The following is a 26,466-nucleotide window of genomic DNA, read 5'->3' on the forward strand; positions in this document are numbered from 1 at the left end:
CCGGGGCCGCGCGGTTCAGCCTCAGTGGCGACCGCCGACGCGCCACGCGGCCGGTGGTTGCCCCGGGTTCAGAGAGTCGTAGCTCGCTCCCGAGTCGACCGCGGTGGAGCGTGAGCCGAGCGGCACTCCGACGGTGACGACGCGCGAACAGGCGGCGCCATGGACGTCGGTCGCGGTGACAGCGATTCGATACACCCGTCCGTCGCCCGACGAGCTGCGCTCGGCGCGGAGCAGCACCTCACCGGGATGGGTCCCGAGCTGCGCATCCGGCGCGATCTCGGGGTCGTCGACGCTCAGAACCGGCTCGTCCTGGGTGACGCCGGTGACGGTCGTCACGACGACGTCGCCGTCGGGGTCGCCGGCCCCGCTCACCAGCACCGGGCGCATCGTGTGGTTCGGGGGCCACAACTGGTTCGGCGCGGCGGTCACCGCGCCGCAGTCCGGCGGCAGGTTCGGGGTGACGCCGAGCAGGACCGACACGTCCGCCGAGCCCGAGTTGGCGACGACGAGGTCGCTCGCACCGTTGCCGTCGAGATCGCCGACTGCTGCCGCGAACGGGCCGGTGCCGGCTGCGTACTGGGTCGCGGGACCGAAGGTGCCGCCGCCCTCGTTGAGCAGCACCGACACGTCGTGCGTACCGCTGTTCGTCACGACGATGTCAGGACGCGCGTCGCCGTCGAGCCGGGCGATGGCGACGTGGGTCGCCATCCCGTTGACCACGCCGGTGGCGTAGCTCGTGGCGGGCGCGAAGGTCCCGTCGCCGGTACCGAGGAGCACTGCGACCCCGGGTGCGCTGAAGTCGGCCACCGCGAGGTCGAGGTGCCCGTCGCCGTTCACGTCGCCGATCGCGACGGAGTCGGGAGTCACGCCACCGTCGAAGCCCGCGGGAGCGCCGAAGGTGGCACCCGGGCCGCCGAGCAGCACCAGCACCTGACCTGCGAACTGACCGAGGACGAGGTCGGGGTCGTGGTCTCCGTTGACGTCACCGATCGACACGCTGGACAGGAAGGTCCCCACCGGTTGACGCACGGCCGCGCCGAAGGAGCCGTCGGCCGCGCCGAGGAGCACCGAGACCCCGAAGGGATCGACGGCGACGATGTCGAGGTTGCCGTCGCCATCCACGTCGGCCACGGCGCCGCCGAGCGCGTCCAGCGCGAGCGGATAGGTGACGGGCGGGTTGAAGGCCGCGCCGGCCGCACCGAGGAGCACCGACACTGCGGGGGCGGCCGGGGGGGTGGCGAAGGCGGTGATCGCGAGGTCGGGATCGTTGTCGTGGTTGAAGTCGCCGACCGACACGGTCGTCGGCGAACCACCGACTGCGATCGACGTCGCGGGGACGAGGGTGCCGTCGCCGGTGCCCGTGAACACGGACACGCTGCCGTCACCGGCATTCGCCGAGACCACGTCGAGCCGGCCGTCGCCGTTCACATCGACCGTGACGACCGATCGGGGCTGCGAGCCGGCGGCGTACTGCACGGCCGCGTGGTAGAGGGGAGTCCCGGCGTGGACCGGCAACGGCACGAGCACCACGATCCCCGTGACTGCTCCGGCAACGACGACGCGGCTCCTCGCCAGCCGCTCATGACCCACCCCGAACATCTACGCCTCCTCTGAGGGCCTCCGCCTCCCCCAGCGACCGCCTTGCCAACTTGCACTCTCCTTCGGATGAAACGCGAAAATGCTTGAGGCGACCGCGGCGCGCACGGCAACGCCGTTGTCCGCATCGATCGGGCACACTGATCGGCGTGACGGTTGTGGACCTCAGCGCGGTCTCGGTGTTTCTCGACTTCGACGGCACGATCACCGCGGCCGACACCGGCGTGCACCTGCTCGATCGACTGACGAACGACGACTGGCGGGCGGTCGACGACGAGTACGCGAGCGGCACCATCGGGAGCCGGGAGGCGCTCTCCCGACAGTGGGCCATGCTCCCCGTCGACGAGGACGCGCTGCGCGCGGTCGCCCGTGAGGTGCCTCTCGACCCGGGTCTGGGCCCGCTCGTCGAAGGCCTGCGTGCCGGTGGCGCCGAGGTCATGGTCGTGTCGGACGGGTTCGGCTTCCACGTGGAGGAGGCGCTCGCCCCGTTCGGCGTCGAGGTGCTGACCAACGCGGTCGACTTCGCAACTGGCGCGCTCGTGTTCCCCCATGCCGACCGGTGCTGCCCGTGCTCCACCTGTGGGACGTGCAAGCAGGCGCCGATCAAGGATGCCCGCCGTCGCGGCCGCCGCGCCGTGTTCGTCGGCGACGGGGTGAGTGACCGCAAGGCTGCGCTGCTCGCCGACCGGTTGTTCGCCAAGGTGGGCCCGGGCGGGCGGCCCGAGCAGGGCCACGGCCTGGCCGAGTGGTGCGAGCTGGCCGACGTGGCGTACGAGCCGTTCGAGTCGCTCGCCGACGTCCACGTCGCGCTCCTCGGTTGATCCGATGCGCTACTGCATCGTCGACGTCTTCACCGATCGTCCTCTGTCGGGCAACGCGCTCTGCGTCGTGGTCGACGCCTGCCCCGAGCGGCAGATGGCCGCGATCGCGCGCGAGGTGAACCTGAGCGAGACGACCTTCCCCACCGTGACGGGCGAGGGCGGTCGTGTGAGGAGGCGCCGCCGTAGTTGTTCCAGACGCCTCACTAAGCTGAGCGGTTCCCGTGTCCCCTCCCGTGTTCACCCCTGAATCCTCTGCCGACGTGCCCGGTCCCGCGTGGCTGCGCGCGAGGCGCGCCGTCGCGGCCGAGCGCGTCGCCGGCGCCGCGCTGCCCACCGACGCCGAGGAGGTCTGGCGCTACAGCCGCATCGGCGAGCTCGACGTCGACGCGTACGCGCCGCCCGGTCCCGACGTCGTCACCGACCCGACCGTGCCGGAGCCGCTCGAGCGGGTGCTGGCGGTGGCCGGCGAACGGGCCGGTCTCGTCGTGCTGCGCAACGGCCGGGTCGCCCACGTCGCGCTGGACGAGCCGCTCGCCCGGCGCGGTGTCGTGCTCGGCTCGCTCGACGCTGACCACGCGGAGCTGCTCGGCACCGTCGCGCCGTACGACGTCGACTACTTCACCCTGCTGAACAGCGCGTTCGTCGAGGCGCCGGTCCTCGTGCACGTCCCCGCGGGAGTCAACGTCGACAAGCCGATCGCGGTGCTCCATTGGATCGACGCCGCGGGCATCGCCGTCTTCCCCCGCACCATCGTCCACACGGGCGCCGATGCCGACGTCACGGTCGTCGAATACCACACGTCGACCGACGTCGCGGCGCTGACCGTTCCGGTGGTCGAGCTCGACGTCGACGACGCCGGGCGCCTCCACTACCTCAACGTGCAACAGCTCGGCCGGCAGGTGTGGCAGATCGCGTACCAGGCGAGCCGGGTCGGTCGCGACGCCACGCTGGACTCATCGTCGGTGGCACTCGGGGGCGACTACGCACGCGTGCGCACCGACTCCGCCGTCTCGGGCAAGGGCGCGACGAGCAACCTGCTCGCGGTGTACTTCGGTGACGGCGAGAGCATGCACGACTTCCGCACCATGCAGGATCACGTGGCGCCGGCCACGACCAGCGACCTCCTGTTCAAGGGCGCAGTTCGCGACAATGCCAAGTCGGTGTACTCGGGGCTCATCCGGGTGCGCAAGGAGGCCGCGGGAACCAACGCCTTCCAGACCAACCGCAACCTGGTGCTGTCGGAGGGTGCCCACGTGGAGTCGGTGCCCAACCTGGAGATCGAAGCCAACGACGTACGTTGCAGCCACGCCTCCGCGGTCGGGCCGATCGACGAGGAGCAGCGCTTCTACCTGGAGAGCCGGGGCATCGAGCCCGAGGTGGCCGAGCGGCTGATCGTGCTCGGCTTCTTCGGCGAGGTGCTCGACCGGCTGCCCGTCCCCGCGCTGGCGGGCCCACTGCGCGCCGCGGTCATGGCGAAGCTGATGGCGGGACATTGAGCGAGCACCGCGCCGTTCAGAAGCCGAGCGCAGCGGAGGCGCGCAGCTCCCATGTGACAGATCGGTGCACCGTCCGAGGAACGAGGACGGTGCACCGGTGAGTCAGCTGGAGCGGCTGTGCCGGGTCGACGAGGTCCCGCCGGGCGAGGCCCGGCGCTTCGAGGTCGGCCGTCACCGCATCTGCCTGGTGCGCATCGGCGACGACTTCTACGCCATCGGCGATCGTTGCAGCCACGCCGACTTCTCGCTCGCGGACGGCGAGGTGTGGGTCGAGGAGCGCGAGATCGAGTGCTGGAAGCACGGGAGCACGTTCTCACTCGTCGACGGCGAGCCGCAGTCGCTCCCGGCCACCCGACCCGTGCCGGTGTACGAGGTGATCGTCGAAGGCGACGACGTCCTGGTGAAGATCTCATGAGCACGCTGCGCATCGAGGGGCTGCGCGCCGGCGTCGAGGGTCGCGAGATCCTGCGGGGCATCGACCTCGAGGTGCGCAGCGGCGAGGTGCACGCGGTGATGGGCCCGAACGGCTCGGGCAAGTCGACGCTCGCCCATGTGCTCATGGGTCGACCCGGCTACGACGTCCTCGGCGGCTCCGTCACGCTCGACGGCCTCGACCTGCTCGGCCTGCCGGCGTGGCAGCGAGCGCGCGCCGGCCTGTTCCTCGCCATGCAGTACCCCACCGAGGTGCCCGGTGTGTCGCTCGAAGAGGCGATGTCGGAGGCGCTCCGCACGCTGGGTCGCGACGCGGGTGAAGCACGCGAGCTCCTCCGCACGGAAGCGGACAGGATCGGGTTCGACAGCCAGTTCCTGTCCCGGCCGCTCAACGTCGACCTCTCCGGTGGCGAGCGCAAGCGCAACGAGACGCTGCAGCTGGGCGTGCTGCGCCCGAAGATCGCCATCCTCGACGAGATCGACTCGGGCCTCGACATCGACGCGCTGCGGGCCGTCGCCCGCCGGGTCGAGGCCGCTACCAAGGAAATCGACCTGGGGGTGCTCGCGATCACCCACTACCGCCGCATCCTCGGCGAGCTGAAGCCCGACGTGGTGCACGTGCTGCGCGGCGGGCGCATCCTCGCCACGGGCGGGCCCGAGCTGGCCGACGAGCTCGAGCACACGGGCTACGAGGGCTACGAGGACGACACCGACGCCGAGACCGACCGCGCCGCGTCCGCGGGGACGACCGCGGAGGACCCGTTCGCCGACCCGCTGGCCTGATCGGCACCGCTACGGCGTGGTCGTCGTGGTGGTGCTGGTCGACGTGGTGGTCGTCGGCGGCGCGGTGGGGGGTGGAGCAGGAGGCGGCGGCGGGGCGGTCGGCGGCACCGGCTCGGTGAACGGCGCCGGCGCGTTCGGCCCGCCCTGCACGTAGACCGGGGTCCCGTTGGGCACCTTCGACGGCATCCACGGCGATGCGGACATCGGGATGCGGACGCAACCGTGCGACGCCGGATACGTGGGCACCGACGGGGCGCCGTGGATGGCGATGCCGCCGTTGAAGTACAGGGGGTTGTGGAGCCGGCCGAGCGGGCCGCTGTCCCACCCCGTCACCCGCCGGGTCACGCGGAACGAGCCGCCCGGCGTCACCGCACGCGTGCAGCGCCCATCCACACAGAAGCGGGCGCCGTTCCCGGTGGACACCGGGAGGATCTTGTAGAGCGCGTTGCCCTGGTAGAGGAACAGCACCTGGCGAGGGATGTCGACCTCGACGCGGGTGGCGCCACCACCGGGAACGAGCGGGCCCGGAGGGCCGGACGTGAGGGACTTCAGAAGCACGTCGTCGGTGGCCCGGCCGGTGCGGGCCATTCCGTTCACTTTCTGGAATGCGATCACGCCGTTGGTCGTGTTGCTGTCGAACACACCGTCGACCGCGCCCACGTCATAGTGCATGGCGTCGAGTCGCTTCTCGAGGTCGAGCACGACCTGACCACGCGCGCCGGGCCCGAGCCCGGGCAGCGGCTTGGCCACCCGCTTGGGTGCGGGCGCCGTCGTCGTGGTCGGGGCCAGCGTGGTCGTGGTCGTGGGCGCCGCCGTCGTTGTCGTGGCCGCGCGGGGGCGACGCGTTCCTCTCGCCTCCGTGGTCGCCTTCCCGCCGCCCGAGCACGCGCCCGCGGCCATCGCGACCAGCAGCGGGGCCGTCAGCAGCGCGGCCGCCAGCCGGCGATTGTCTCGGGTTGTCTGCGACAAGCGTGCCTCCAGGGGAACGGAACAGTATGAACGAGTCGGCCCTGGGGGTCGAGTCAGGCGGAAGGGATCTTGACCGCGCGGTCCAGTTAGCATGACCGCGCCGTCCCGGGCACCGCCAAGGGGGGATCCGTGCGCATCTTCAGCTTCCACCTCATGCCCTATCCGGCGCTGCCCTCCGACTACGACGGGCCCGCCTGGGTGACGTGCCCCAACTCCCTCTTCGACGCCCAGGTCGGTCACGAGGTCTACAACCGCTACCTCGACGAGCTGATCTATGCGGAGGAGCTCGGCCTCGACGGCGTCTGCATCAACGAGCACCATCAGAACGCCTACGGGCTCATGCCGTCGCCCAACCTGATGGCGTCGATCCTCGCCCGCCAGACGAAGCGCGTGAAGATCGCGGTCGTCGGGAACGCCCTGCCCCTGTACGACCCGCCGACGCGCGTGGCGGAGGAGTTCGCCATGATCGACTGCATCAGTGGTGGGCGTCTCATCGCCGGCTTCGTCGTCGGCGGCGGGCCCGAGTACTACTCGTTCTCCATCAACCCCGCCCACGCCCGCGAGCGCTTCGCCGAGGCCCACGACCTGATCATGCGGGCATGGACCGAGCCCGGCCCCTTCGAGTTCATCGGCAAGCACTTCCGCATCCGCTACGTGAACACGTGGCCGCGTCCGATGCAGCAGCCTCACCCCGAGGTATGGATCCCCGGTGTCGGATCGCTCGAGACGATGGAGTTCGTCGCCCGGCACCACTACGCGTACATGGGCATCCCCTACTTCCACATCTCCGTGTTCGAGCGCACGTTCAAGCTGTTCCGCGAGGCGTGCGAGCGCGAGGGCTACGAAGCCGATCCCATGCAGGCAGGCTGGCTCGTTCCCATCTTCGTGGCCGACACCGACGAGGAGGCGCGGAGGCAGTACGAGGACCACTTCTTCTACTTCGTGAAGCGACTGCTGCCCGGCATCAACATCCAGCCGCCGGGCTACACGTCGGTGCGCTCGCTCGAGAGCATCATGAAGGGCGCGGGCACCTTCGCGCTCAACCTCGACAGCTGGGACCAGGTGGTCGAGGGTCAGTACGCCATCGTGGGCTCGCCCGACACGGTCACCGAGCTGCTGACCGAGAACCTCGGCCGGCTGGGCACGGGCAACCTGCTCGGGCTGTTCCAGCTCGGCACGCTCCCGCTCGATCTCACCCGCCGCAACCTCGAGCTGTTCGCCCGTGAGGTCATGCCGCGCCTGCGCAAGGAGTTCCCAGAGGGCAACATGGCCGCGAAGCCGGCGCTGGGGGTCGCGTGATGTCGTCGGTGGGGCTCAGTGAGGAGCGAATCGACACTGCGGTCGGCAAGGTGCAGGTGTGGCGGGCGGGCACGGGCCCGCCGGTCGTCTACCTGCACTCGGCGATGGGCGAGGGCCCGGGTCTCGCGTTCCTCGAGGAGCTGGCCGGCACCAACGACGTCGTGGCACCGGTGTTCCCGGGCTTCGGTGAGTCGGAAGGCATCGGCGCGATCGACGACATGGAGGACGCGGTCTTCCACGTGCTCGACCTGCTCGACCAGCTCGGCCTCGACGCGGTGCCGTTCGTGGGCCTGTCGCTCGGAGGCTGGATGGCCGCCGAGGTGGCGACCCGCTATCCCGAGCGGGTGCGCCGGCTCGTGCTGGTCAACCCGGCCGGGCTGTACCTGCCCGACGCGCCGGTCACCGACATCTTCGGCAAGCCCCCTGCCGAACTGGCCGCGATCATGTTCGTCGACCAGTCCCATCCCGTCGCGCAGATGATGCACGCGCTGGCCGAGCGCTACGACGACCCGGCGTCGATGTCGGAGATCCCCCTCGAGCTGTTGCTGCCGATGGTGAAGTCGATGAGCGCCACCGCAAAGCTGGCGTGGGACCCCTATCTGCACAACCCGAAGCTGGCAAGGCGGCTCCGCCGCATCTCCTCGCCCACGCTGATCGTGCACGGCTCGGGTGACGAGCTCATCGCGCGGGCACACGCCGAGGCCTACGCCGCGGCCATCCCCGAAGCGCGCATCGTCGACGTCGAGGGCGCGGGCCACATGTTGACGTTGGAGAAGCCGGCCGAACTGGCGCGGTTGGTGCGGGAGTTCCTCGCATGAACCTGGGCCCGACCGAGCTCCTCCTGTTCACCCTCCTCATCATCCCGCTCGCGCTCGTGTTCCCGATCTGGGGCATCATCGACGCCGCGGGCCGTCCCGATTCGGCCTGGGCGCGTGCCGAGCAGAACAAGACGCTCTGGATCGTGCTCCAGGCGGTCGGGATGCTCGTCTGCTTCGGCTGGATCCTCGCCGTCGTGTACCTCTTCGCCATCCGCCCCAAGGTCAAGCAGGCGCAGGACTTCGGCGGCACGGTCGCTTAGGCCACGCCCACTCAGGCCACCGGTGCGGCCGCGGTCGAGGTCTCGTCGGGCGGGGTGATCGGCCCGTCGGCCGCCGGCGGGTCGTCGAGGGCGGCGACGAGGTGGGGGGCCCGCAGCACGAGCGCGGCGAACAGCACGAAGAACACGGCCGCGCAGCCGATGGTGGTGGCGCGCAGGCCGATCTGGTCGCCCAACGCGCCCTGCACGACCGCGCCGATCGGGTACACGGTGCCGAGCGAGACCATGAAGAGGCTCAGCACGCGTCCGCGCGTGGCGTTGGGGGCACGCAGCTGCACGACGGTCATCAACCCCGACAGGACGCCGATGTACCCGGCCCCCACCGCGAAGAGGGCGACGGCGGCCAGCCACAGCGTCGGGGTCGCGGCGTACAGCGCCAGCAGCCCCGGCAGCACGAACAGGTTCACGACGAGCACCCGCCGGCGGCCGTAGCGCGCCGCGAGCGGCGCGAGCGCGAGCGCGCCGGCAACCGCACCGATGCCTTGGGCCGTGATGAGGATCGCAGTGCCCGTCTTCTCGTTGTCGAAGAGCTTGAGCGCGACCGCCGGGACCAGCGCGATGAACGGCGAGAGCAGGAAGGCGGTGACGCCGATGAGGAAGATCGCCATCCGGCACCCGGGCTCGCGCCGGGCGGTGCGTGCCCCTTGCTTGATGCGTGCCCAGAGGCCGCTGGTATCGCCGTCTGCGTGCCGCGGCGGCAGCCGCACGAATAGCAGCGCGACGATCACCGCGAAGAACGAGGCCGCATTCAGCGCGAAGGCGAGCGTGTAGCTGCCCAGCGCGATGACCACTCCCGCGAGGGCCGGCCCCACCACGCGACCGAAGTTGAATTGGGCCGACGTGAGCGAGATGGCGGCGAGCAGGTCGTCCTTGGCGACGAGGTCGGGCAGCATCGCCTGGTAGGCGGGGATGCCGACCGCGGTCATGCACCCGCCGAGGAACACCAGCACCGTGACCCCGCCGGGCCCGGCCACGTGCAGGCCGACCAGGAGCGCCAGCAGCGCGGCGAAGATCGTCTCGCCCACGGTCGTGAGCAGCATCCACCGGCGCCGGTCGACGCGGTCGGCCATGGCCCCACCCACGGGCGAGAGAAAGCCGATGGGTACAAAGGCGGCCGCAGCCACGAGGCCCGTCCATTTGGCCTGGTGGGTGACGTCGGTGACGAAGACCCCGACCGCGACCGTCTGCATCCACGACCCGATGTTCGACACGAGGGCCGCACTCCACACGAGCGCGAAGTTCCGCTGGTGCAGGGGCCGCAGCGAGGCGTTGGTCACGACCCGGCGTCGGTGTAGCGAGCCTCCAGCCCGTAGTGACGCTCGAGGTCGATGACGCTCCCGAAGTCGTCGAACGTGGTGACGAGCTCGAGGTGATCGCGCAACGTGCCCTCCCGGCGCAGCACCTCGTAGGCCCGCGCCAGCGCCCGGGTGGCGGCGAGCAGCCCGGTGAGCGGTGAGACGACGAGGTCGAAGCCGAGATCGTGCAGCTCTCCCGGCGTGAGGAGCGGGGTCTTGCCCGTCTCGATCATGTTGGCGACCCGGGTGCAGCCGGGTGTGGCCTCCGCGATCGCGCGCATGTCGTCGGTCGACTCCGGCGCCTCGACGAAGACGGCGTCGACGCCGATGGCGGCGGCCGCCTGGGCCCGCCGGCAGGCTTCGTCGAGCCCGACGACCGCCCGCGCGTCGGTGCGAGCCACGACGAAGAGACGGTCGCGATGGTCGACGGCGGCCTGGAGCTTGCCCAGCCATTCCTCGGCCGGCACGATCCGCTTGCCCGCCATGTGCCCGCACTTCTTGGGCCACTGCTGGTCCTCGAGGAAGATGCCGGCCGCGCCCGCTTCCTCGAACAGCTCGACCGTGCGGATGACGTTGAGCGGGTTGCCGTAGCCGGTGTCGCCGTCGACCACGACCGCGGTGCCGCGCACGGAGCGGCACACGCGTCGGGCCGTGTCGGCGATCTCGGTCTGCGTCAGGTACCCGAAGTCGGGCAGACCCAACTGGGTCGCGGCGGTGCAGTAACCCGACACGAACACCACGTCGAAGCCCGCCTCCACCGCGAGGCGAGCGGTCAATGCGTCGTAGACGCCCGCCATGAGCACCGATCCGCCGTCGGCGAGCAGGGCACGCAGCCGGTCACCGTTCACGGCGCGACAGCGTAGGGCCTGGTCGTGTCGTCACCCGCCCCGAGTGCGCGCGGGGGTCAGTCGGCTTTGGCCTCGGCGCCGGCCTCGGCCTCGTCGAGCGCCTGGGCCAGGGTGTTCCAGGAGAGAGTGGCGCACTTGATGCGCACCGGGAACCTCACCACGCCCTGCAGCGCCTCGAGGTCGCCGAGCGGGACCTCGGGGTCGGGCGCGACCGCCTCGCTCTCGCCGGTCTCGTTGCCGTCGCCGTCGAGCTTCTGCTCGTGGATCGACATGAGGGCCTTGAAGGCGCGGATCAGGCGGCGGGTGTCGGCGGCGGACTTGCCCTTCACCGCGGCGGACATCATCGACGCGGACGACTGGCTGATCGAGCAGCCCTGGCCGTTGATCTTGATGTCGGTGACGTCGCCGGCTTCGTCTACGTCGAGATAGACGACGACCTCGTCGCCGCAGAGCGGGTTGAAGCCCTCGACCCGGTGGGCCGGTGGCGCGTCGAGCTCTCCACGGTTCCGCGGATGGCGGTAGTGGTCGAGGATGATCTCGCGGTAGAGGTCTTCGAGACCGGGCATCGGCGGGATCCTACGGTGTGAGGAAGAGGTCGGCGGTGGAGTCGAGCGCGTCGGCCAGGGCATCGACGTCGGCCTCGTCGTTGTAGACGTAGAGCGAGGCGCGGGCAGTGGCGGCCACGCCGAGCCGGCGCATCAACGGCTTGGCGCAGTGGTGCCCGGCGCGCACGCAGACACCGTGCTGATCGAGCACCTGGGAGATGTCGTGCGGGTGGATGCCGCCGAAGGAGAAGGAGATGACCCCGCCCCGCTGGTCGGGCTCGGAGGGGCCGTAGATCGTGATGCGATCGCCGTGACGCCGGGTGAGGGTTCGCAACGCGTACGCCGTGAGGGAGACCTCGTGCTCGCGCACCGCCTCCATCCCCAACCCGTCGAGGTAGTCGATGGCGGCATGGAGGCCGATGGCCTCGGCGATGGGCATGGTGCCCGCCTCGAACTTCCAGGGGAGCTCGTTGGGGAGCCAGCCGTCGAGGCTCACGTCGCGGATCATCTCGCCGCCGCCGAGGAAGGCGGGCATGGCCTCGAGCAGCGCCTCACGCGCCCACAGGACGCCGATGCCCGTGGGGCCCAGCATCTTGTGGCCGGTGAAGCCCAGGAAGTCGCAGTCGAGCGCGGCCACGTCGGTGGCCACGTGGGGCAGGAGCTGGGCGCCGTCGACGAGCAGAAGCGCGCCGGCCGCGTGGGCCGCGTCGGCCAGGCGGCGCACCGGCGTGAGGGTGCCGAGCACGTTCGACATGGCGGTGACGCCCACCAGCTTCACGCCGTCGACGAGACGGTCGAGGTCGTCGAGGTCGAGCGTGAAGTCGGCGGCCATCGGTATGAAGCGCAGCTCGATGCCCCGCTCCTCCTTCAGCATGAGCCACGGGACGAGGTTGGCGTGGTGCTCGATCTCGGAGAGGAGCACGGCGTCGCCCTCGTGCAGGTTGGCGCGACCCCACGCGTAGGCCACCAGGTTGATGGCCTCGGTGACGTTCTTGGTGAACACGACCTCGCGGGGCGAGCGGGCGCCGATGAACCGCATCACGCGGGCACGGGCGCCCTCGTAGAGCGCGGTCGCCTCCTCCGCGATCGAGTACACGCCGCGATGGACGTTGGCGTGCGTCGTCTCGTAATAGTGCTCCATGGCGTCGAGCACGACGCGGGGCTTCTGCGAGCTCGACGCGGAGTCGAGGTAGACGAGGCGCTTGCCGTCGTGCACCTCGATCTCGAGGATCGGGAAGTCCTTCTTGATCGCGACGATGTCGAGTGCGGACCCGTTGGAGTCGTCTAGCGCCATGCGTCGTACCCCTCCTCCTCGAGGCGGACGGCCAGGTCGGGGCCTCCAGTCGCGACGATGCGGCCGTCGACGAGGATGTGCACCACGTCGGGCTCGAGGTAGTCGAGGATGCGCTGGTAGTGCGTGATGAGCAGCACGCCCAACTCGGGGCGGTCGGCGCGCACTTCCTGCACACCCCGCGCCACCACCTTGAGCGCGTCGATGTCGAGGCCCGAGTCGGTTTCGTCGAGCACCGCGAACTCAGGCTCGAGGATCGCCATCTGCAGGATCTCGTTTCGTTTCTTCTCACCGCCGGAGAAGCCCTCGTTGAGGTAGCGGTCGCCGAACGCCGGGTCCATGTCGAGACGCTTCATCCAGTCCATGATCGCCAGCCGCAGCTCGAGCACGGACAGGTCGATCCCCTTGCGGGCCGACAACGCCTGACGCAGGAAGTTGATCACGCTGACGCCGGGGATCTCCTCGGGGTACTGGAAGGCGAGGAAGAGACCGGCCTTGCCGCGCACGTCGGTCGGCCATTCGGTGATGTCGGAGCCCTTGAAGCGGATGCGGCCGGCCGTGACCTCGTAGTCGGGGTTGGCGAGGAGAGTGTTGGCGAGCGTGGACTTGCCCGAGCCGTTGGGGCCCATGAGGGCGTGCACCCGACCCGGCTCGACGGCCAGGTCGACGCCCTTGAGGATCTCGTGGCCCTCGACCGAGACGTGGAGCCCGTCGACTTCGAAGAGGGGCGTGCTCACGGCGACCATTCTATTAGCACTACGGCCATAGGGGAAAAGCCTGGAGCGGACAGACCGTGGAAGTAGGGTGGCGCAGATGGCCGATCCATGGACCTTCGAGGGGGAGAGCCCCTCGCTCGGCGGCCCGACCGGCACCGTGACCCTCGTCCAGGGCTCGTCGTTCTGCATCTCCTCCCGATCGGGCGACGTGCTGCCCGACCGTCCCCACGGCCTCTTCTTCCGCGACACCCGCTTCCTCTCGCGCTTCGAGCTGCGCATCCACGGCCAGCAGCCCGAGCCGTTGACCGCGGACAGCACCGACCCCTTCAGCGCCACCTTCGTGCTCCGCACCCGACCCCGGGCCGGACGGGCCGACAGCACGCTCACGATCATGCGCTACCGCTACGTCGGCAGGGGCATGCGCGAGGACATCGTCGTCTCGAACTACGGCGAGGAGGCCGCCTACTGCTCCGTCGAGCTGCAGCTCGACGCCGACTTCGCGGATCTCTTCGTCGTCAAGGAGGGCCGCGTCGAACCCTCGGGTGACGCCACGGTCGAGTCGGTCGACGGTGGCATCGACTTCGGATGGCAGCGGGGCGCAGTGCGCCGCGGCGCCCAGGTGCGGTTCAGCCAGCCCGCACAGGTGGCCGTGAATCTCGCGGTGTTCGAGGTGATCGTGCCGCCGCGCGGCACCTGGTCGACGTGCATGCAGCTCTCTCCGGTGATGGACCAGGGCGTCGTCGAGCCGCGCTATCGCTGCGGCCAGCCGGTGGAGCGGGCCGAGCCCCAGGAACGGCTGCAGCGGTGGCGCCGGACGGTTCCCGCGGTGGAGACCGACTTCACGCCTCTGCAATTCGTCGTGCGGCGCAGCGCCGAGGACCTCGGTGCGCTGCGCATCTTCGACCCCGACTACCCCGAGCGCGCGGTGGTGGCGGCAGGCGCGCCGTGGTTCATGACGCTCTTCGGTCGCGACTCCCTGATCACGTCGTGGTTCGCGCTGATCGTCGACCCCGACCTCGCGTTGGGCGTGCTGCAGACCCTCGCCCGCTTCCAGGGCCGGCAGGTCGACCCGATCACCGAGGAGGAGCCGGGACGCATCCTCCACGAGATGCGCTTCGGCGACGCGCCGTCGCTCTCGCTCGGCGGCGGTCAGGTGTACTACGGCACCGCCGACGCGACACCGCTGTTCGTGATGCTGCTCGGCGAGCTGCGCCGCTGGGGTCTGGCGCGCGAGGCGGTCGACAGCCTGTTGCCCGCCGCCGACCGCGCCATGGAGTGGATCGAGCACTTCGGCGACCGCGACGGCGACGGCTACGTCGAGTACCAGCGCACCAGCGACCGGGGTCTGCGGAACCAGGGTTGGAAGGACTCGTGGGACGCCATCCGCTTCGCCGACGGGCGCCTGGGCCAGCCCCCCCTCGCGCTCTGCGAGGTGCAGGCCTACGTCTACGGCGCCTACCTGGCCCGCGCCCACTTCGCCCACGAGATGGACGACCCCGCCACGGAGACGCGCTTCCGCGCCAAGGCGCGCGACCTGAAGACCGCGTTCAACCGCGACTTCTGGCTCGAGGAGCGCGGTTGGTACGCGATGGGCCTCGACGCGGACAAGGCACCGCTCGACGCGCTCACGTCCAACATCGGCCACTGCCTCTGGACCGGCATCGTCGACGAAGACAAGGCACCGCTCGTGGCCGAGCGCCTGCTGTCCGCCGACATGTTCAACGGCTGGGGGGTGCGCACGCTCGCCGCGTCGATGACGGGTTACAACCCGATCAGCTACCACAACGGGTCGATCTGGCCCCACGACAACGCGATCATCGCCGCCGGCCTCATGCGCTACGGGTTCGTCGAGGACGCGCAACGGGTCGTCATGGGCCTGCTCGACGCCGCCGCCAAGCAGGCCTACCGGTTACCCGAGCTGTTCGCGGGGATGGGCCGCGACGAGGTGCCGTTCCCGGTGAGCTACCCGTCGTCGTGCTCGCCCCAGGCCTGGGCCGCGGCGGCACCGCTCTCGTTTCTCCGCACGCTGCTCCGACTCGACCCGTGGGTGCCGTACGGCAAGGTCTGGGTCGACCCGGTGCTGCCCAGGCGCATCGGCTACCTCCGCGTCGACCGCATCCCGCTGGCCGGCTCGCGCGTGACCGTCGAGGTCGACCACGACGAGGTCAAGGTGGAGGGGCTGGCGCCGGACCTCGAGCTCATTCGTCATCCGCGCAACCCGCTCACCGCGTAGTCGCGTCAGGCGAGTTCTCCCCGCGGTGCTGCGGGGCCTGTCCCTCAGGGGCCCCTCCCGGATGGGTCCCTCCCCGCTGACGCGGGGACCCCTCCCATCCGGGCCCCTCCCTGCGGGCCACCCGCAGCACCTCGTCTCCCGCGCGCTCGCGCGGTGGGCGACCGGCGTCTCGGCACCTTCCGCTCGAGGGCGGGCGTCAGCGGTGGGAGAAGTTGCGGCGGTAGACCATGTAGTTGGCGCAGACGTGGGCGCCGAGCTTCTCCGCGGTGCGGCGTGAGGGCCAGTTGTCGTCGAGCACCAACGTGTAGCTCAGGTGGGTGGCCCCGGTCTTGACGAGCTCGAGGTACGAGTACGCCGCCATGGCCAGGTTCACACCCCGGCCGCGCGCCTGCTCGAGCACTCCGATACCGAGGAAGTTGACGTGCTCCTCCGGCCTGAGCTCGCGCCCCGGCGCGAGCGTCGCCCCCGCCGAGGCGTCGGGTGTCACCCAGAGCACGCCGACGGGCTGGTCCTCGCGGTAGGCGAGCACCGACAGGTCGAACATGCCCAACGGTCCGAGGAACGACTGGAAGAGCGCGACCTCGTCCTCCGAGAACGGCGCGGCGCCCCAGTGGTTGTAGAACGCGTCGTTCCAGACCTGGGTGAACAAGGGGGCCCGATCGGCTTCGGCCACGTCGCGCAGCGGCACGACGTCGAAGCCGGCGCGCCGGGCGCTGTCGAGCGCGCTCGTCCAGCGCGCCACCAGCTCGGGCGTCACCTCGATCCGGTAGTCGACCCAGCCCTGCTCCGACTCGAAGCCCGCGTCCTTGAGCAGTGAGTGGTAGTAGGCCGGGTTGTGGCGCACGAGCATCGGCGGCAGCGTCTCGTAGTCGTCGAGCACGAACGGGAGGTCGGACCCACCTCCGAATCCGGCGCGGGCAGCCGTCATCCCCTGCTCGCGCAGCCAGTCGCACGCGGCGTCCACGAGCTGCTTCGTCGCGTCGCGCGCGCCGGGCAGTGCCTCGAACATGACGAGATGGCCGACACCGTCGTCCCAACGGTCGAGGTAGCGCTGGTCGACGAGCCCGACACCGCGCGCCACGATGTCGTCACCCTCCCGTGCCACGAGCGGACGGAAGATACGACCTGCGGCGAACGGGCTGTCGCCGGTGAGCGTGGGCAGCTCGATGGGCGTGATGCTCGGCCACCACGCGCTCCGTCCCTCGTACACGCGGTCGTGGAACAGGATGAGCTCGGTCAGCGCCTCCTCGCCTTCGGGTGCCTCGATGGTCGTCATGAGTCCCTCAGGTCCTCCTTCCAGCTCCGGAACCGTGTGTGCGCGGAGCCGCTCGGCCCGGTCCCCTCGCCCGTGCCGTCGGCGAAGAGTCGGAACGCGTATGTCGTGTCGAGGTCGTCGGCTGCGACCGCCAGGTAGCGCGCGTCGGCGTGCGACGCGGGCCCCGAGCGCCACAGCAGCCAGCGGCCGATGCGGCGCTTGTAGTGCGCAACCGGGCCGCCGAAGTCGTCGCCCGCCCGGAGGAGGGCCGGGGGTGCTTCGACCCATGCGGTCGCCGGGATGTTGCGGTCGCGCTGCGGTGTGGCCGGGAGGTCGATGGTGTGGACGGGTGTCGCGTCGTCCGGCCGCTGGTCGTACGGGAGCGCGGTCACCAGCCCCGGTCGACCCACTCCTGCAGATGGGGTCGCTCCGCGCCGATCGTGGTGTCGTCGCCGTGGCCGGGCATGACGATCGTGTCGTCGGGGAGCTTGGAGAACAGGCGATCGTCGATGGAGCGGATGATGGTGTCGAAGTCGCCGCCCTCGAACGACGTGTTGCCCGGGCCGCCGGGGAACAGGGTGTCGCCCGCGAGCAGCACCGGCGAGCCTTCGATGCGGAAGCACATCGACCCGGGCGTGTGGCCGGGCGTGAGCGTGGTGTGGAGGCGCAGCCGGCCCACGTGGATCACCGAATCGTCCTCGAGCACGAAGTCGTAGGACGGGAGCATGGCTGCGTCGGCCTGGGTGACGCCGACCTCGTAGCCCGCGTCGCGCACCGCGGGAACCGCCTGGATGTGATCCCAGTGGCCGTGGGTCTCGAGCACCTTGCGCACGTTGAGCCGCTCGCACAGCTCGAGCAGCTTCTCGTGCTCGTTGGCCGCGTCGAGCAGCACGGCCTCGCCCGTCTGCCTGCAGCGGACGACGAAAACGTTGTTGTCCATAGGCCCGACGACGAGCTTGGTGATCTCGGCTTGCGTGTCCTCGTAGTGCATCTTGACCGCCCGGTCTAGTAAAACTCATGGAGTGGACTTCCGCTTCAGCCCCGAAGACGAGGCCTTCCGCGCCGAGGTTCGTGCCTGGCTGGGCGAGCACCTCGTCGGTGAGTATGCCGCGATCGGCGACGTCGGGGGGCCGGCCGACGAGACGGGCTGGGACGTCCGGCTGGAGTGGGAGAAGGAGCTCGGCAAGGGCGGCTGGATCGGGCTGGCCTGGCCCGAGGCCGTCGGGGGCCGAGGGGCCACCGTCACCCAGGAGCTGATCTTCAACGAGGAGTACGCGCTGGCCCACGCACCCGCACGGGTGAGCTTCTTCGGCGAGGGCCTGCTCGGTCCCACGATCATCGCCTTCGGCTCCGACGAGCAGAAGGCGCGGTTCCTCCCCGGCATCCTGCAGTCCACCGAGCTCTGGTGCCAGGGCTTCAGCGAGCCCGACGCCGGCTCCGACCTGGCCAACATCAAGACGCGCGCCGTGCTCGACGGCGAGGAGTGGGTGATCAACGGCCAGAAGGTGTGGACCACCCTCGCCCACCACGCCGACTGGTGCTTCGTCGTGTGCCGTACCGACCCCGACGCTCCGAAGCACAAAGGCCTTTCGTTCCTGCTCTGTCCCATGCGCCAGCCCGGCGTCGACGTGAAGCCGCTGAAGCAGCTGACGGGCTCGGCCGAGTTCAACGAGGTCTTCTTCACCGACGCGCGCACGAGCGCCGATCTGGTGGTGGGCGGGGTCCACAACGGCTGGAAGGTCGCCATGGGCACGCTCGGGTTCGAGCGCGGTACCGCGTTCCTCTCGCGCCAGCTCCAGTTCGGAAGCGAGATGCAGCGCGTCATCGAGTTCGCCCGCAAGCAGGGCCTCACCGGCGACCCGCTCGTGCGCCAGCAGCTGGCCGACGCCTACATCGGTCTGCAGATCATGCGCTACAACGGCTTCCGGGCGCTGACCACCATGCTCGCCACCGGCAGCCCCGGCCCGGAGGCCTCGATCAGCAAGCTCTACTGGTCGACCTGGCACCGCAACCTCGGCGAGATGGAGATGCAGCTGATGGGCCCGTGGTCCGAGGTGCTGAGTTCGAGCGCGACGTACGAGCCGGACGGGTTCCAGAAGACGTTCCTCGAGAGCCGGGCCGAGACGATCTACACGGGCTCGACGGAGATCCAGAAGAACATCATCGGTGAGCGGGTGCTCGGGTTGCCCCGAGAGCCCGCCGTTTCGTAGGGAGACCATGTGAACTTCGCGTTCAGCGAGGAGCAGGAAGAGCTCCGCAGGACCGTCCGCAGCTTCCTCGAGCAGAAGTCGCCGTCCGCCGAGGTGCGGCGCCTGATGGAGACCACCGAGGGCTACGACCCCGACGTATGGGGCCAGATGGGCAGCCAGCTCGGTCTGCAGGGCCTCGCGGTCCCCGAGGAGTACGGCGGATCGGGCTACGGCTACATCGAGCTCGTCGTGGTGCTCGAGGAGATGGGTCGCGCCCTGCTCTGCGCGCCCTACTTCTCCACCGTCGCGTTGGCCGCCAACGCCGTCCTGCACTCGGGTGACGACGCCGCCAAGAAGGAGCTGCTGCCGGGCATCGCGAGCGGCGACACCATCGCCACCGTCGCGTTCACCGAGGACAGCGGCCGATGGGACGCCGACGGCATCACCATGACGGCGACGAAGTCAGGCGACGGCTGGACGCTCGACGGCCACAAGATGTTCGTCATCGACGGACACACCGCCAACGTCATCATCGTCGCGGCGCGCACCGACAAGGGTGTCTCGCTGTTCACGGTCGGGGGCGACGCGAGCGGCCTCACGCGCACGGCGCTGACGACGATGGACCAGACGCGCAAGCAGGCGCGCCTCGAGCTCTCAGGTGTCTCCGCCAAGCTCCTCGGCACCGAGGGAGCCGGCTGGGACACGCTGTCGCGCATGCTCGACCTCGCGGCCGTCGCGCTCGCCGCCGAGCAGGTCGGAGGGGCGCAGAAGGTGCTGGAGATGTCGGTCGAGTACGCCAAGGTGCGGGTGCAGTTCGGCCGGCCCATCGGCAGCTTCCAGGCGATCAAGCACAAGTGCGCCGACATGCTGCTCGAGGTCGAGTCGGCCAAGTCGGCTGCGTACTACGCGGGCTGGGCGGCGGCCGAGCTGAACGACGAGCTACCGGTGGTCGCCTCGCTCGCCAAGGCCTACTGCTCGGATGCGTACTTCCACGCCGCGGCCGAGAACATCCAGATCCACGGTGGCATCGGCTTCACGTGGGAGCACGACGCCCACCTCTACTTCAAGCGGGCCAAGTCGTCCGAGCTCCTGTTTGGCGACCCGACGTACCACCGCGAGCTGCTGGCTCAGCGCATCGGTATCTGAACCGCTTGCGGTTCAAGGCGCGAGGAACCGCGGGTTCTCGATGTCGAGCGATGTGCATGCCCGTGGGGCCGACGCGGGGTCGCATCGGGAAGGCTCGCCGGCGGGGATGGCGACGAGGTAGTCGGTGAGATCGGACGGCGTCGGGTAGTCGGTGCTGATGAGCTGCGCGCCGCTGCGCAGCGCGGCCTGCACGCGGGTGGTGTCGCCGATGCGGGCCTCCAGCCCGCCGTCGTCGGCCTGCGTGCGCACTAGATCGCCCTCGCCGACGAGCCGACGGATCTCGGACTCGCCCTTGATCGGGTCGGGAACGTTGCGGATCGCGTCGAGCGGCCCGCCGTCCTCGCCATACACGAACATGACGCGGCCATCGAGGCTCGTGCCCCCGCGGGAATAGGCGGCGCGATGCCGGCCCTCGTCGGCGAGGACGAACAGGATGCGTCCGCGTGACTCGCTCAACGTCGGCCATCCGCCCGAGCGCACGGCTTCCGTGAGGGTGCGCCGTCCGGCGCGGACGTCGTCGGGGGTGATGATGCGGTCACGGGGCACGATCGAGCGGACTTCGGCGTCGAGCTCGTCGTAGTGGCCGTCGATCTTGAGCGGGTCGAGCTCGTCCTGGGGTTGGATCAGCACGACGATGGGATGGTGGAGCGGATGCTGCACCGACCACTCGCGCACCGCGCGCAGGCAGTCGCGTAGGAGCGCGCAGGTCGTGCTCTCGTCGCGGTGGGGCACGTTGAACACGTGGAAGCGATTGTCGCTCGCATAGTGGACGTCGAGCTCCAACTGGCGCACGCCCTCGTCGAGCTGGCGCTCGAGCGGCGGGTGCGCGTAGTCCCACTCGGGGGCCACGGCCTCGCCGGGCGGACGGAGGTGGTAGCTGTTCTGGGTGCCGACGGCCTGCAGCTGGTTGATGCGCAGCTCGCGGTCGCGCGGGTAAGGCGTGACCTCCGACGTGGGTGCCGCGCACGACGCGAGCGCACCCGTAACTGCTGTGATGACCACGGCGATGGCCAGGAGCGTCAGCCGCGGGCGCGTCGATCGCCTCACCGAGCCGACGGTACGGGTCGTCATCCCTGCAGACGCGGACCTTCGACCCATGGCACCGTGACGTTCGGCGCGGGGTCGGCCGACGGATGGCGACCGCCGGTCGCTTGACTACGCTCCCAGCGGATGACGCTGCTGTTCACCGTCCTCGCCGTCGCGGTCGTCTTCGCCATCGCGGCGGCAGTCGTGGGACGAGAGGCGCGGCGGCTCGGGTCGGTGCCGCCGCGACCGGTGTTCGACTTCGAGGAGGCCGTCGCGTGGGTGTGCCGGCACGTCGGGGACGACGTGGCCGCGGTCCTGACGCCCGACGACGTCCGTCAGATCCTCAACTGGCACCTGGAGTACTTCCGGCTGAAGGGGCTCTCGACCAACGGTGACAGCGCCCAGGCGGAGGGGCCGGTGGTGGTGGGCGGGGCCGAGACCGTCGACTTCGTGCTGACCCGGGCCGAGGCCGCGGGCTCGGCGTACACGCCCGCGCAGGTGCACGCGGTCCTCGACGCGCAGATGACCTATCTCGAGGCGATCGGGGCCATCGGCCCGGCCGCCGGCCCACCGGACCAGAGCCCCTCGTGACCGGCACCGGAAGGCTCCTCCGGAGCCCACCCCGAGGCGCGCGAAACCCGCCCTCGACAAGGCCCCGGGATGTGGTTTCATAAGCGGTACCAGAGAAAGGAGGTGGTCCAGCTGAGCGACAGTTCTTTCGGGACCCTGGAGGTGGCTGGCCGCTAGTCGGCAGCTGGACCGGGCTGGCGAGTTCCCGCCAGACACCGCTCGGGCGACAGTCGGGGAATGGTCCCTCCCGACGCAGGACGTTCGGACCCGAGTCCTCTTTCAGCAGATTCGTGCACGGGGGCGCCTCGGCGCCCCCGTGTCGCGCGTAGTGTGACCGGCCGATGGCCCGCCCCATCCGCTTCGAGCACAACCGATGGCTGGGCGACAAGCGCAACCAGCGGGCCCACGACCTCGACCATGTCGTCGACCGCTGTCGGATCGACGAGCTGATGGAGTCCGAGCAGTTCGCCGCCTTCGGTCCCGACACGCTGCCCGAGGCGCGCAACCGCGGCTATCGGGCATGCCCCCACTGCGCGGGCGATCCCGGTCCCGCGTGAAGGCGATCGACTTCCACGTCCACCTCTCGACGGTGGAGTGGATGGTCGACTCGCTCGGACCGCTGCGGGAGGCGACCGAGCGCCACTTCCGCACCGAGGTGCCGATCCGCACGGTCGACGAGATGGCCGAGGAGTTCCGCGCCGACGACGTGCTCGGTGTGTTGCTGGCCTGGGACGCGGAGAGCGCCATGGGCCTGCCCCCGCTCACCAACGACTTCGTGGCCGACTGCGTGCACCGCCACCCCGACGCGTTCGTGGGCTTCGCCTCGGTCGACCCGTGGAAGGGGAAGGCGGCGCGCGACGAGCTGCGGCGGGCGGTCACCGACCTGGGCCTGTGTGGTCTCAAGCTCCACCCCAGTTGCCAGGGCTTCGCACCCAACGAGCGTCGCTTCTACGACCTCTACGCCGTTGCCGTCGAGCTCGGCATACCCGTCATCTTCCATACCGGCACCACCGGATTGGGGGCAGGAGTGCCCGGGGGCGGAGGGATCAAACTCGGTTACTCGCGGCCGATCCTGCTCGACGACGTGGCGGCCGACTTCCCCGAGCTCCAGATCGTCGGCGCCCACCCCTCGTGGCCTTGGCAGGACGAGATGTTGGCCGTGGCTCAGCACAAGACGAACGTGTGGATCGACCTCTCGGGTTGGTCGCCGCGCCGCTGGGCCCCCGCGCTCACTCAGGCCGTGCTCGGTCCGCTGCAGGACCGCGCCCTGTTCGGCACCGACTATCCGTTCATTCGCTTCGCCAAGTGGCTCGACGCCTTTCGTTCCCACGAGCCGTCATCCGAGGTGGAGGAGAAGGTGCTCCGCGAAAATGCGAGGAGGCTTTTGCACATCTGACGGGTAGGTTCGCCCCAGTGGAGACCAATTTCGAGGCGGACGGCCTCCGATTGAACGCGTACCTGGCCCTCCCACCCAGGGGCGGGGCGCGCCTGGGCCTGGTGCTGTGCCACGGGTTCCCCGCCGGGCCCCGCGGCGGCGCCACGTCCGGTCAGACCTACCGGGAGCTCGCCGACCGCCTGACCGTCGAGCTCGGATGGGCCGTGCTCACCTTCAACTTCCGCGGCACGGGCGCCTCCGCCGGAAACTTCTCGTTGGGCGGGTGGCTCAGCGACCTCAGGGCCGCCATCGACACGTTGCTCGCTGCCGACGGGGTCGACGCGGTGTGGCTGGCCGGGTTCGGGGTCGGCGGCTCCCTTGCCATCTGTGCGGCCGGCGAGGACGAACGCGTGCAGGGGGTCGCCGCCTTCGCGGCACCGTGCGACTTCGCCGACTGGGCCGCCGACCCCACCGGCTTCCTCGCCCACGCGCGCGAGATCGGCGTGATCCGCGATGCCGCCTTCCCGCACGACCAGGAGGCGTGGGCGCGGGAGCTGCGCGAGATCCAGCCTCTCGCGCTCATGGGCAAGGTCCCGCCGCGACCGGTCCTGCTCGTGCACGGTGACGACGACTCGGTGGTGCCGATCGAGCACGCCCGCGAGCTCGCCGAGGCGGCCGAGGGCATGGTCGACATGCGGCTCCTCAGCGGCGCCGGGCACCGGCTGCGCCACGACCCGCGGGCGGTGGCCGCGCTGCTCGGCTGGCTCGCCCGTCAGGCCCGCCCCGGCGGGTCGGAGGAGTCGTAGGCGGCGTCGATCAGGTGGCGGAGGGCACGCGCCGCGATGCGCGGCTCGTCGGCGTCGGTGAGCCAGCGCACGACCACGAAGCGCCGGGCACCGGCGGCGAGCATCGGTCCCACGGTCTCAGGCGTGACCCCGCCCGTCACGAAGAAGGGGTGGGCACTCGTTTGTGCCGCGAGCGCGAGGTACCCGAGGCCCGTGCCCGGCCGTCCAGGCTTGGTTGGCGTCGGCGACACCGGGCCCGCGGACACGTAGTCGACGGGCTCACCCGCGGCCGCGTCCAGCTCGGCGGGCGCGTGGGTCGAGAGCCCCACGATGGCGTCGGGCCCGAGCAGGCGCCGGGCGAGCGCGGGCGGCGCGTCGTCCTGGCCGACGTGCACGCCGTCCGCCCCGGCTTCGGCGGCCAGATCGGGCCGGTCGTTGAGGATGAACGGGACGCCGAGGTCGTGGCAGACGCGCCGCGCCCGGCGGGCCACGTCGAGCAGCGGCCGGGCTTCGAGGTGCTTCTCGCGCAGCTGCACGAGGTCGACGCCGCCGGCGACGCACGCCTCGAGGAAGCGCTCGAGATCGGGGCGATCGGGCGTGCAGAGGTAGAGCCGCCGCTCGCCGAGCGCGATCACGGGCTACCCGCCGGCGACGGCCCGGACGAGCTCCAGCCGGTCACCGTCGACCAGCCGGGTCGTGGTGGTGTCGCGCCGGTCGACGGGTGCGCCGTTGCGCTCGACGAGCACCCACCGCCGACCCAGGCCCAGATGGGCGAGCAGGTCGTCGACCGTCGCCCCCTCGGCCAGCTCCACGGGGTCGCCGTTCGCGGTCACCTTCACGAGCGCGAACGTACCCCCTCACACTCGTGCTCCCCGTGGCCGATACTCGCGGGGTGAACCCCCCCGATCATGTCGTCGAGCTGGAGCACGTCAGCCGGCGGTTCGGGACGGCGGTGGGCCTCGCCGACCTGAGCCTGCGGGTGCCGACCGGCTCGGTGACGGTGCTGCTCGGGCCCAACGGCGCCGGGAAGACCACCGCGGTGCGCACCATCACCGGAGCGCTCGACTGCGACACGGGGCACGTGCGCGTGTTCGGGCACGACCCCGCCACCGAGGGCGAAGCGGTGCGCGAGCGCTGCGGGGTCGTCTCGGCCAAGCCCGCGCTCTACGACCGGTTGTCGGGACGCGACAACCTGCGCTACGCCGCCGAGCTCAACCGGCTGGGGCCCGGCGCCCCGATCGACGCGAGCGCGGCGCGCTTCGGCATCGAGCACTCGCTCGACCTCCGCGTCAGTGGGTACTCGACCGGCATGAAGACCCGTCTGGCCTTGGCGCGCGCGGTTCTCCATGACCCCGACCTCCTCCTGCTCGACGAGCCCACGTCGGGCCTCGACCCCGAGTCCGCGCATGCCGTGCTGCGGCTCATCGACGAGATGGCGGCAGGCGGCAAGACCGTCGTCATGTGCACCCACCTGCTGCTCGAGGCCGAGGGACTGGCCGACCAGGTCGTGATCCTCGACCACGGGCGCGATCTCATGTCGGGCACCCCCGGGGACCTCGTGCGGCGCTTCTGGCCCGACCCGTCGGTGACGATCGACGCGGAGGACCGCTTCGCGCTCGACGGCGTGGCCGCGCTCGCCGGCGTGAAGAGCTACGAACGCAACGGTGGGCCGGCGAAGGTCACACTCGACGATCTCGCGCGCGTGCCCGACCTCGTCGCGCAGCTCACCGCGGTGGGTGCGCGACTGACACGCGTGACGCCCCACGAACCCACGCTCGAGGAGCTCTATTTCGCGGTCCGCCGCGAGTCGGGCGCCGCAGTTGACCGCATCGAGGAGGTCGAGTGAGCGACCACCGGGGCGGGGCGGGCCGGCAGTCGTCGCGGGTGTGGGTGGTGGCGCGGACCGACCTGCGCCAGCTGCGACAGAGCCCCGACTTCTGGGGGCCGATGCTCGCCCTGGCCGCGATCTTCTTCATCATCGCCCCGGCCGTGCTGCTGTTCGCGGTCACCCACATCAGCGAGGGCAGCGTCGTGCAGAAGGTGTCGTCGACGCTCGAGATCCTGCCCGCGTCGGCGCGTGCCTCGGTGCCGGCAGGGTCGCCGGAGGCGCGTACCTCGTACGCGCTCGCGGTCTTCCTGTTCGCCCCGCTCGCGGTGATCGTGCCGATGACGATCTCGACCGCGGTGGGTGCGAACATCCTCGTGGGCGAGAAGGAGCGCGGCACCGGTGAGTTCCTCGCCCACAGCCCTGCAACCGAGCGTGAGATCTACCTCGGCAAGATCATCGCGAGCCTGGTGCCCGGCTATCTCACGACCATCGTCGGCTTCTTCGCCTACGCGTTGATCGTCAACGTCATCGTCGGGCCACAGGTGGGCGGCTGGTTCTTCCCGACCGGCGACTGGTGGGTGCTGATGTTTTGGGTGGTGCCACCCTTCCTGGCGCTGACCCTGTCGGTCGTGCTGCGTCTGTCCGCGCGCGTGCGCAGCGCGGCCGCGGCTCAGCAGGCCTCCGGCCTGGTGACGCTGCCGCTCATCGTCCTCTCGTACGCGCAGTCGAGCGGCGCGATCTTCGGCTCGGGAACCTCGGGCCTCTGGCTGGGCGCGATCTCGTGGGCGGCCGCCATCATCGGTCTGCAGCGTGGCTCGCGCGCGGTGACCCGCCCGCGGCTGTTGGGCGTGGACGCGTCGCGCTAGACGGCC

29 protein-coding genes are annotated in these 26,466 nt (G+C 70.6%); 16 read left to right on the top strand and 13 right to left on the bottom strand.

Annotation, left to right across the window (positions count from 1 at the left end; all coding sequences use genetic code 11):
* Nucleotides 1-21: 21 nt before the first annotated feature.
* A complete protein-coding gene (locus tag E6G06_17325; GenBank protein TML87664.1) occupies nt 22-1,599 on the bottom strand; it encodes a VCBS repeat-containing protein in 1,578 nt (525 codons plus the stop codon).
* Between E6G06_17325 and E6G06_17330 the strand changes: the two genes are divergently transcribed.
* The 5 genes from E6G06_17330 to sufC (E6G06_17350) all read left to right on the top strand — a co-directional run bounded on the left by E6G06_17330 (nt 1,542) and on the right by sufC (E6G06_17350) (nt 5,128).
* On the top strand, nt 1,542-2,417 hold the full coding sequence (locus tag E6G06_17330; protein ID TML87665.1) for a hypothetical protein: 876 nt from the start codon (nt 1,542-1,544) through the stop codon (nt 2,415-2,417). The genes E6G06_17325 and E6G06_17330 overlap by 58 nt on opposite strands.
* A 4-nt stretch (nt 2,418-2,421) precedes the next feature.
* Nucleotides 2,422-2,664, top strand: coding sequence for a PhzF family phenazine biosynthesis protein (locus tag E6G06_17335; protein ID TML87666.1), 243 nt, complete (start codon nt 2,422-2,424; stop codon nt 2,662-2,664).
* On the top strand, nt 2,639-3,913 hold the full coding sequence (gene sufD / locus E6G06_17340; GenBank protein TML87667.1) for a Fe-S cluster assembly protein SufD: 1,275 nt from the start codon (nt 2,639-2,641) through the stop codon (nt 3,911-3,913). Before E6G06_17335 ends, sufD begins: the two co-directional genes overlap by 26 nt.
* Nucleotides 3,914-4,019: 106 nt before the next feature.
* Nucleotides 4,020-4,328 carry a non-heme iron oxygenase ferredoxin subunit gene (locus tag E6G06_17345; protein TML87715.1) on the top strand — a complete coding sequence of 103 codons (309 nt, stop codon included), beginning with the start codon at nt 4,020-4,022 and terminating at the stop codon, nt 4,326-4,328.
* Nucleotides 4,325-5,128 (top strand): Fe-S cluster assembly ATPase SufC, encoded by an 804-nt coding sequence (gene sufC / locus E6G06_17350; protein TML87668.1) that lies wholly within the window; start codon nt 4,325-4,327, stop codon nt 5,126-5,128. The genes E6G06_17345 and sufC (E6G06_17350) overlap by 4 nt, the downstream gene beginning before the upstream one ends.
* A gap of 9 nt (nt 5,129-5,137) precedes the next feature.
* Here the strand turns inward: sufC (E6G06_17350) and E6G06_17355 are convergent, their stop codons facing one another.
* The gene (locus E6G06_17355) at nt 5,138-6,097 is read right to left on the bottom strand and encodes a murein L,D-transpeptidase (protein TML87669.1); all 960 of its coding nucleotides are present in this window, start codon (nt 6,095-6,097) and stop codon (nt 5,138-5,140) included.
* Between the two features lie 129 nt (nt 6,098-6,226).
* Here E6G06_17355 and E6G06_17360 point away from each other — a divergent pair, with 129 nt between their 5' ends.
* The 3 genes from E6G06_17360 to E6G06_17370 are packed head-to-tail and all read left to right on the top strand — an operon-like array spanning nt 6,227 to nt 8,474.
* A complete protein-coding gene (locus E6G06_17360) occupies nt 6,227-7,396 on the top strand; it encodes an LLM class flavin-dependent oxidoreductase (protein ID TML87670.1) in 1,170 nt (389 codons plus the stop codon).
* A complete protein-coding gene (locus E6G06_17365) occupies nt 7,396-8,214 on the top strand; it encodes an alpha/beta hydrolase (protein TML87671.1) in 819 nt (272 codons plus the stop codon). The genes E6G06_17360 and E6G06_17365 overlap by 1 nt, the downstream gene beginning before the upstream one ends.
* Nucleotides 8,211-8,474 carry a DUF2516 family protein gene (locus tag E6G06_17370; GenBank protein TML87672.1) on the top strand — a complete coding sequence of 88 codons (264 nt, stop codon included), beginning with the start codon at nt 8,211-8,213 and terminating at the stop codon, nt 8,472-8,474. The genes E6G06_17365 and E6G06_17370 overlap by 4 nt, the downstream gene beginning before the upstream one ends.
* 11 nt (nt 8,475-8,485) lie before the next feature.
* On the opposite strand, the gene E6G06_17375 is transcribed toward E6G06_17370, so the two are convergent.
* From E6G06_17375 to sufC (E6G06_17395), 5 genes are all read right to left on the bottom strand, one after another.
* Entirely contained in the window at nt 8,486-9,769 is a 1,284-nt protein-coding gene (locus E6G06_17375) for an MFS transporter (GenBank protein ID TML87673.1), read from the bottom strand.
* Nucleotides 9,766-10,584: an isocitrate lyase/PEP mutase family protein gene (locus E6G06_17380; protein TML87716.1), complete on the bottom strand. Its 819-nt coding sequence runs from the start codon at nt 10,582-10,584 to the stop codon at nt 9,766-9,768. The genes E6G06_17375 and E6G06_17380 overlap by 4 nt, the downstream gene beginning before the upstream one ends.
* 107 nt (nt 10,585-10,691) lie before the next feature.
* The gene (locus E6G06_17385; GenBank protein TML87674.1) at nt 10,692-11,201 is read right to left on the bottom strand and encodes an SUF system NifU family Fe-S cluster assembly protein; all 510 of its coding nucleotides are present in this window, start codon (nt 11,199-11,201) and stop codon (nt 10,692-10,694) included.
* Between the two features lie 10 nt (nt 11,202-11,211).
* The gene (gene sufS, locus E6G06_17390) at nt 11,212-12,474 is read right to left on the bottom strand and encodes a SufS family cysteine desulfurase (protein TML87675.1); all 1,263 of its coding nucleotides are present in this window, start codon (nt 12,472-12,474) and stop codon (nt 11,212-11,214) included.
* Entirely contained in the window at nt 12,465-13,208 is a 744-nt protein-coding gene (gene sufC, locus E6G06_17395; protein TML87676.1) for a Fe-S cluster assembly ATPase SufC, read from the bottom strand. The genes sufS and sufC (E6G06_17395) overlap by 10 nt, the downstream gene beginning before the upstream one ends.
* 76 nt (nt 13,209-13,284) lie before the next feature.
* Here sufC (E6G06_17395) and E6G06_17400 point away from each other — a divergent pair, with 76 nt between their 5' ends.
* Nucleotides 13,285-15,420, top strand: coding sequence for an amylo-alpha-1,6-glucosidase (locus E6G06_17400; protein TML87677.1), 2,136 nt, complete (start codon nt 13,285-13,287; stop codon nt 15,418-15,420).
* Between the two features lie 196 nt (nt 15,421-15,616).
* Here E6G06_17400 and E6G06_17405 read toward each other — a convergent pair whose 3' ends face one another.
* Genes E6G06_17405 through E6G06_17415 form a run of 3 tightly spaced genes read right to left on the bottom strand, consistent with a single transcriptional unit; the run spans nt 15,617 to nt 17,666 of the window.
* Nucleotides 15,617-16,696 (bottom strand): hypothetical protein, encoded by a 1,080-nt coding sequence (locus tag E6G06_17405; protein ID TML87678.1) that lies wholly within the window; start codon nt 16,694-16,696, stop codon nt 15,617-15,619.
* Complete coding sequence (locus tag E6G06_17410; GenBank protein ID TML87679.1) at nt 16,693-17,067, bottom strand: hypothetical protein; 375 nt, start codon at nt 17,065-17,067, stop codon at nt 16,693-16,695. Before E6G06_17410 ends, E6G06_17405 begins: the two co-directional genes overlap by 4 nt.
* On the bottom strand, nt 17,064-17,666 hold the full coding sequence (locus tag E6G06_17415; GenBank protein ID TML87680.1) for an MBL fold metallo-hydrolase: 603 nt from the start codon (nt 17,664-17,666) through the stop codon (nt 17,064-17,066). Before E6G06_17415 ends, E6G06_17410 begins: the two co-directional genes overlap by 4 nt.
* Before the next feature lie 31 nt (nt 17,667-17,697).
* Here E6G06_17415 and E6G06_17420 point away from each other — a divergent pair, with 31 nt between their 5' ends.
* Complete coding sequence (locus E6G06_17420; GenBank protein TML87681.1) at nt 17,698-18,885, top strand: acyl-CoA dehydrogenase; 1,188 nt, start codon at nt 17,698-17,700, stop codon at nt 18,883-18,885.
* Nucleotides 18,886-18,894: 9 nt separating this feature from the next.
* On the top strand, nt 18,895-20,010 hold the full coding sequence (locus tag E6G06_17425) for an acyl-CoA dehydrogenase (protein TML87682.1): 1,116 nt from the start codon (nt 18,895-18,897) through the stop codon (nt 20,008-20,010).
* A 12-nt stretch (nt 20,011-20,022) separates the two neighbouring features.
* On the opposite strand, the gene E6G06_17430 is transcribed toward E6G06_17425, so the two are convergent.
* On the bottom strand, nt 20,023-21,108 hold the full coding sequence (locus E6G06_17430; GenBank protein ID TML87683.1) for a hypothetical protein: 1,086 nt from the start codon (nt 21,106-21,108) through the stop codon (nt 20,023-20,025).
* A gap of 72 nt (nt 21,109-21,180) precedes the next feature.
* Between E6G06_17430 and E6G06_17435 the strand changes: the two genes are divergently transcribed.
* The 3 genes from E6G06_17435 (at nt 21,181) to E6G06_17445 (ending at nt 23,787) form a co-directional block, all read left to right on the top strand.
* Nucleotides 21,181-21,627 carry a hypothetical protein gene (locus E6G06_17435; protein TML87684.1) on the top strand — a complete coding sequence of 149 codons (447 nt, stop codon included), beginning with the start codon at nt 21,181-21,183 and terminating at the stop codon, nt 21,625-21,627.
* Nucleotides 21,628-21,979: 352 nt separating this feature from the next.
* Nucleotides 21,980-23,002: an amidohydrolase gene (locus E6G06_17440; GenBank protein ID TML87685.1), complete on the top strand. Its 1,023-nt coding sequence runs from the start codon at nt 21,980-21,982 to the stop codon at nt 23,000-23,002.
* Entirely contained in the window at nt 22,912-23,787 is an 876-nt protein-coding gene (locus tag E6G06_17445) for an alpha/beta fold hydrolase (protein ID TML87686.1), read from the top strand. The genes E6G06_17440 and E6G06_17445 overlap by 91 nt, the downstream gene beginning before the upstream one ends.
* On the opposite strand, the gene thiE is transcribed toward E6G06_17445, so the two are convergent.
* Together thiE and thiS are read right to left on the bottom strand one after the other, a co-directional pair.
* Nucleotides 23,754-24,401, bottom strand: a complete 648-nt coding sequence (thiE, locus tag E6G06_17450; GenBank protein ID TML87687.1) for a thiamine phosphate synthase — start codon at nt 24,399-24,401, stop codon at nt 23,754-23,756. The two genes, E6G06_17445 and thiE, sit on opposite strands and share 34 nt — an antisense overlap.
* Before the next feature lie 3 nt (nt 24,402-24,404).
* Nucleotides 24,405-24,605: a sulfur carrier protein ThiS gene (thiS, locus tag E6G06_17455; GenBank protein TML87688.1), complete on the bottom strand. Its 201-nt coding sequence runs from the start codon at nt 24,603-24,605 to the stop codon at nt 24,405-24,407.
* Between thiS and E6G06_17460 the strand changes: the two genes are divergently transcribed.
* Together E6G06_17460 and E6G06_17465 are read left to right on the top strand one after the other, a co-directional pair.
* Nucleotides 24,488-25,612, top strand: coding sequence for an ABC transporter ATP-binding protein (locus E6G06_17460; GenBank protein TML87689.1), 1,125 nt, complete (start codon nt 24,488-24,490; stop codon nt 25,610-25,612). The genes thiS and E6G06_17460 overlap by 118 nt on opposite strands.
* Nucleotides 25,609-26,460, top strand: a complete 852-nt coding sequence (locus E6G06_17465; GenBank protein ID TML87690.1) for a hypothetical protein — start codon at nt 25,609-25,611, stop codon at nt 26,458-26,460. Before E6G06_17460 ends, E6G06_17465 begins: the two co-directional genes overlap by 4 nt.
* The last annotated feature ends 6 nt before the right edge of the window (nt 26,461-26,466 follow it).

This window comes from Actinomycetota bacterium (genome assembly GCA_005888325.1).
GTDB lineage: Bacteria > Actinomycetota > Acidimicrobiia > Acidimicrobiales > AC-14 > AC-14.

Excerpts from the sequence above, each read along its gene's own strand:
- E6G06_17385 (TML87674.1), bottom strand. The coding sequence starts at position 11,201 with ATGCCCGGTCTCGAAGACCTCTACCGCGAGATCATCCTCGACCACTAC.
- E6G06_17405 (TML87678.1), bottom strand. The coding sequence starts at position 16,696 with ATGACGACCATCGAGGCACCCGAAGGCGAGGAGGCGCTGACCGAGCTC.
- E6G06_17325 (TML87664.1), bottom strand. The coding sequence starts at position 1,599 with ATGTTCGGGGTGGGTCATGAGCGGCTGGCGAGGAGCCGCGTCGTCGTT.
- E6G06_17335 (TML87666.1), top strand. The coding sequence starts at position 2,422 with ATGCGCTACTGCATCGTCGACGTCTTCACCGATCGTCCTCTGTCGGGC.
- E6G06_17365 (TML87671.1), top strand. The coding sequence starts at position 7,396 with ATGTCGTCGGTGGGGCTCAGTGAGGAGCGAATCGACACTGCGGTCGGC.
- sufS (TML87675.1), bottom strand. The coding sequence starts at position 12,474 with ATGGCGCTAGACGACTCCAACGGGTCCGCACTCGACATCGTCGCGATC.
- E6G06_17440 (TML87685.1), top strand. The coding sequence starts at position 21,980 with ATGGCTGGGCGACAAGCGCAACCAGCGGGCCCACGACCTCGACCATGT.
- E6G06_17430 (TML87683.1), bottom strand. The coding sequence starts at position 21,108 with ATGGGTCGAAGGTCCGCGTCTGCAGGGATGACGACCCGTACCGTCGGC.
- sufC (TML87668.1), top strand. The coding sequence starts at position 4,325 with ATGAGCACGCTGCGCATCGAGGGGCTGCGCGCCGGCGTCGAGGGTCGC.
- E6G06_17415 (TML87680.1), bottom strand. The coding sequence starts at position 17,666 with ATGCACTACGAGGACACGCAAGCCGAGATCACCAAGCTCGTCGTCGGG.
- E6G06_17380 (TML87716.1), bottom strand. The coding sequence starts at position 10,584 with ATGGCGGGCGTCTACGACGCATTGACCGCTCGCCTCGCGGTGGAGGCG.
- E6G06_17370 (TML87672.1), top strand. The coding sequence starts at position 8,211 with ATGAACCTGGGCCCGACCGAGCTCCTCCTGTTCACCCTCCTCATCATC.
- E6G06_17435 (TML87684.1), top strand. The coding sequence starts at position 21,181 with ATGACGCTGCTGTTCACCGTCCTCGCCGTCGCGGTCGTCTTCGCCATC.
- E6G06_17400 (TML87677.1), top strand. The coding sequence starts at position 13,285 with ATGGCCGATCCATGGACCTTCGAGGGGGAGAGCCCCTCGCTCGGCGGC.